We start from the raw sequence: 4,103 nt of genomic DNA on the forward strand, positions 1-4,103 counted from the left end.
AAAGGTTCACCGTAGTCGCGTCGCATCGATAACCAGGAAATACTGGCACGGCTCCGTCCCGAGATTGGTGAAGGCGTGCCCGGCATCGGCTTCGAAATACAGGCTGTCGCCCTCCTCGACTACGAACGCACGGTCGCCGATCACGGCCCGCAGGCGCCCCTTCAACACGAAGATGTATTCCGACACGCCTCGGCGATGGGCGACGAACTCGCCGGTAGTAGCGCCCGGCGGGAGCGTGTTGAGCACCCAGTCGATCCCACGCCCGGGCAGAACGGGAGAGAGGCAGCGGCGCAGGAAGCCCGAAGTCTCGTCGCGCAGCACCGGCTGGCGGGAAGCTGGAATCAGCAGCACCTCCAGTTCCGTGGCGGGCGCCATCAGCCGGGAGAATGTCACGCCCAGCGCCTCGGCAAGGCGCGAGAGCACCGCCGTCGAGGGGACGGCCTCGCCGCGCTCGACCTTCGAGATCATCGAGCGGCTGACCCCGGACAGGGCCGCCAGGGCTTCGAGGGACAGGTCGCGCTCCCGCCGCCGGCGCCGGATTTCCTCGGCCAGCACTTGGATCTGCGAGCGCGCCTCGGCCTCGATCTGGACGCGCCGCACCTCTGTCGTGACCGTCATTCCTGTTCCGTCCTGGTCCTCCGGTTGACGCGTCATTCTTGAGCGCCCGGGGCTGATCGGTCGGGTGCTTAGCATAGGTCGCGGGACGGTGCCCGCGCGACCGGCATCCCGGTTGGCACGCAGCTTGTATAACGGTGAGTGGAAATTCGTCCCTCAAAGTGGATGCCCGCTGATGCGCGACGCCGCAATGCCATCGGATGCGATACGGATTGCCGAGCCGGACGCAGTAACGCTCGCGGACAGGCGCCAGATCGTCTGGTCGAGCGTCATCGGCACCACGGTCGAGTGGTACGACTTCCTGATCTACGGCACCGCCAGCGCCCTCGTCTTCAACAAGCTGTTCTTCCCGAGCATCGACCCGGTGGTCGGTACGATCGCCGCGTTCGGCTCCTACGCCGTCGGGTTCCTCGCCCGGCCGCTGGGCGGGGCGGTCTTCGGCCATTTTGGCGATCGCGTCGGGCGCAAGGCCATGCTGTCGCTGACCCTGATGATCATGGGGCTCGGCACCTTCCTGATCGGATGCTTGCCGACCTACGGGCAGATCGGCATCCTGGCCCCGTTCCTCCTCGTGGCCCTGCGCCTCGTCCAGGGCATCGGCATCGGCGGCGAGTGGGGCGGAGCCGTGCTGATGGTGGTCGAGAGCGTACCAGCGGAACGGCGCGGGTTCTTTGGGAGCGTCGTCCAGCTTGGATACCCGATCGGCGTGATCCTCTCGATCGGTGCGTTCGCGCTGACCGGCCTGATGCCCGAGGCGGCGTTCCTGTCGTGGGGCTGGCGCATCCCGTTCTTGGCGAGCGCGCCGCTGGTCGGCGTCGGCCTGTTCATCCGCCTGCGGCTTCACGAGACCCCCGCGTTCCGGCGGATCAAGGCGCGGGCGGCTACGTCGCAGCTGCCGATCATGGAGATCCTGACCGAGCATCCCGGCATGTTCCTGAAGGCCGTCGGCCTGAAGGTCTCCGAGATCGCCTACGTGAGCATCGTGACCGTGTTCTCGATCTCCTACGTCACCGGCCAGCTCGGCCTGTCACGGGGGGTGATCCTGAACGGCATCCTGATCGCCGCCGTCATCGAACTCTTCACGATCCCCGTCTTCGGCTGGCTGTCCGACCGCTACGGGCGCAAGACGCTGTTCATCGCCGCCTGCCTGTTCTCGATCGCCTTCGCGTTCCCGATGTTCAAGCTCCTCGACACCCGCGACCCGACGATCATCACCCTGACCGTCGCGGTGGCCCTGAGCTTCGGGCAGGGCATCATGTTCGGGACCGGGGCCGCGTGGATGTCCGAGCTGTTCGACGCCCGCCTGCGCTACAGCGGCGCCTCGTTGGGCTTCCAGGTGGGTGCGGCGCTGAGCGGCGGCTTTACGCCGCTGATCGCCGCGGCCCTGCTTGTCTGGAGCGGCGGGTCGACATGGCCGATCTCGGTCTATCTCATCGTGCTCGCCTGCGTGACGCTCGCGGCGACCTTCGCGGCGCCGGAGACCGCCCGACGGCCGATCGACTGACCACCGCTGCGGCGCGTAAAAACGCAAGCCGGGCAGTGGACGCGCATCCACTGAAATGGAATATTTACCGGACCCAACCACGGGACGAGGAGACGGACTTGGACCGAACCATCATCGCCACCGAGGCGGCGGCTCCGGCCGTTGGCCCCTACGCCCAGGCGACCCGCGTCGGCGACCTCGTCTTCGCCTCGGGACAACTGCCAATCGACCCGGCGACGGGGGCATTCCCGGAGGGCATCGCGGCACAGACCCGCCGCTCGCTGGCCAACCTCGCCGCCGTGCTGGAGGCCGGAGGCGCCAGCCTCGCGAGCGTGGCCAAGACCACTGTGTTCCTGAAAGACATGAACGACTTCGCCGCGATGAACGCCGTCTACGCTGAACACTTCCCCGGTGCCGCGCCGGCGCGCTCCACCGTCGAGGTCGCGCGCCTGCCCCGCGACGCGCTGGTCGAGGTCGAGGCGATCGCGCTGGCGACGGGGCCGGCCCGATGAGCGCGACATCCGCACCCCGCCACGTCGAGGCCTTCGCGCACGCGGCCGGCTCGGCTGCGGTCGCCGTGCCCGGCGGCGCGACCGGCTGGCGGGGCACGCTGCTCGACATCCACGTCGCACCCGCGGCGAGCTACGAGATGGAGGCGCTGACCGAAGCCCGTTGCGTCGCCGGCCGCGGTATCGAGGGCGACCGCTACTTCCTTGGGACGGGGACCTACTCGCCCAAGCCGGACACCCGCGAGGTGACGCTGATCGAGCAGGAGGCGCTCGACGCCCTCGCGCGCAACGATCCGCCGCTCCAGGGCGGGCCGATCCACCTCGCGCCGATCGACCACCGCCGGAACCTCACCGTGCGCGGCGTGCCGCTCAACCACCTCGTCGGTCGCCGATTCCGGGTGGGCGAGGTGATCCTGCGCGGCGGGCGCCTGAACTTCCCGTGCAAGTATCTCGAGGAATTGCTCGGCCTGCCGGTCTATCTGCCGCTCTATAACCGCTCGGGCCTGAATTGCGGGATCGAGCGCGGCGGGATTATCCGCCCGGGCGACCCGATCACCGTGTTGGATTGAGGCCATGTCCGCCCGCATCGTCATGACGCTGACGGTCGTCGAGGCCGTCGCCACCACGCCGGAGGTGGTACGCCTGACCCTGGTCCACCCGCGGCGTCCCGAGCTGCCCGCCTGGGAGCCCGGCGCGCATGTCGACCTGCGCCTGCCGGATGGCCGCACGCGCCAGTACTCGCTCTGCGGCGATCCGGCCGACCGGAGCCGCTACATCCTGGCGATCAAGCGTGAGGATGCCGGTCGCGGCGGCTCGCTGTGGACGCATGCCAACTTCGCCGCGGGCTCCGTCGCGCACGTCTCGCACCCGCGCAACAATTTCGGGCTGGCCGCCGACGCCCGACGCCATCTGCTGATCGGCGGCGGCATCGGTGTGACGCCGCTCGCCGCCATGGCCCGGCACCTGGCGGCGAGCGGCGCCGACTTTACGCTCCACCTGTGCGCACGCTCGGCCGAACGGGCGCCGCTGCTGCCCGAGCTGCGGGCGATCTGCGGCGACCGGCTTCGCTGCTGGTTCTCTTCGGACGGCGCGCGCTTCGATCCCGCGGTGGTCGGGGCGCCGGACGAGGGCGTACACGCCTACGCCTGCGGGCCCCAGCGGCTTACCGACGCCGTGCAGGCCGGGCTGGCGGCCACCAGATGGCCGGCGGAGCGGGTGCATGTCGAGCACTTCGCACCGATCGCCGACGAGAACTTCAAACCCGAACCGTTCGACGCGCTGATCGCCTCGAGCGGGGCGGTCGTCCACGTCCCTGCCGATGTCTCGCTCCTCGAAGCTCTGCGCCAGAACGGCTTCGCGATGCCCTCGTCCTGCGAGATCGGCGTGTGCGGCTCCTGCGAGTGCGGCTACCGGGACGGCACCGTGATCCACCGCGACGTCGTACTGCCGGTCGCCAAGCGTCAGGACCGGATGATGCCCTGCGTCTCCCGCGCCCG

The 4,103-nt window shown here is 69.4% G+C and carries 5 protein-coding genes; 4 read left to right on the forward strand and 1 reads right to left on the reverse strand.

From position 1 onward, the window contains the following. Positions 1–6: 6 nt before the first annotated feature. Positions 7–618: an XRE family transcriptional regulator gene (locus tag OXS49_RS32745; protein WP_267428680.1), complete on the reverse strand. Its 612-nt coding sequence runs from the start codon at positions 616–618 to the stop codon at positions 7–9. Positions 619–805: 187 nt separating this feature from the next. Here OXS49_RS32745 and OXS49_RS32750 point away from each other — a divergent pair, with 187 nt between their 5' ends. From OXS49_RS32750 to OXS49_RS32765, 4 genes are all read left to right on the forward strand, one after another. Beyond that, on the forward strand, positions 806–2,119 hold the full coding sequence (locus OXS49_RS32750) for an MFS transporter (protein ID WP_267428683.1): 1,314 nt from the start codon (positions 806–808) through the stop codon (positions 2,117–2,119). Positions 2,120–2,217: 98 nt separating this feature from the next. Then, a complete protein-coding gene (locus tag OXS49_RS32755; protein ID WP_243999501.1) occupies positions 2,218–2,610 on the forward strand; it encodes a Rid family detoxifying hydrolase in 393 nt (130 codons plus the stop codon). Beyond that, complete coding sequence (locus OXS49_RS32760; RefSeq protein WP_267428681.1) at positions 2,607–3,176, forward strand: MOSC domain-containing protein; 570 nt, start codon at positions 2,607–2,609, stop codon at positions 3,174–3,176. The genes OXS49_RS32755 and OXS49_RS32760 overlap by 4 nt, the downstream gene beginning before the upstream one ends. 4 nt (positions 3,177–3,180) lie before the next feature. Further along, the coding region (locus OXS49_RS32765; protein ID WP_267428682.1) for a PDR/VanB family oxidoreductase at positions 3,181–4,103 on the forward strand (923 nt) is incomplete at its 3' end.

The organism is Methylobacterium sp. GC_Met_2 (assembly GCF_026540795.1).
Lineage (GTDB): Bacteria > Pseudomonadota > Alphaproteobacteria > Rhizobiales > Beijerinckiaceae > Methylobacterium.

What these genes read in the sequence shown, in the direction of transcription:
- OXS49_RS32745 (WP_267428680.1), bottom strand. Translation starts at nt 618, where the DNA reads ATGACGGTCACGACAGAGGTGCGGCGCGTCCAGATCGAGGCCGAGGCG.
- OXS49_RS32750 (WP_267428683.1), top strand. Translation starts at nt 806, where the DNA reads ATGCCATCGGATGCGATACGGATTGCCGAGCCGGACGCAGTAACGCTC.
- OXS49_RS32760 (WP_267428681.1), top strand. Translation starts at nt 2,607, where the DNA reads ATGAGCGCGACATCCGCACCCCGCCACGTCGAGGCCTTCGCGCACGCG.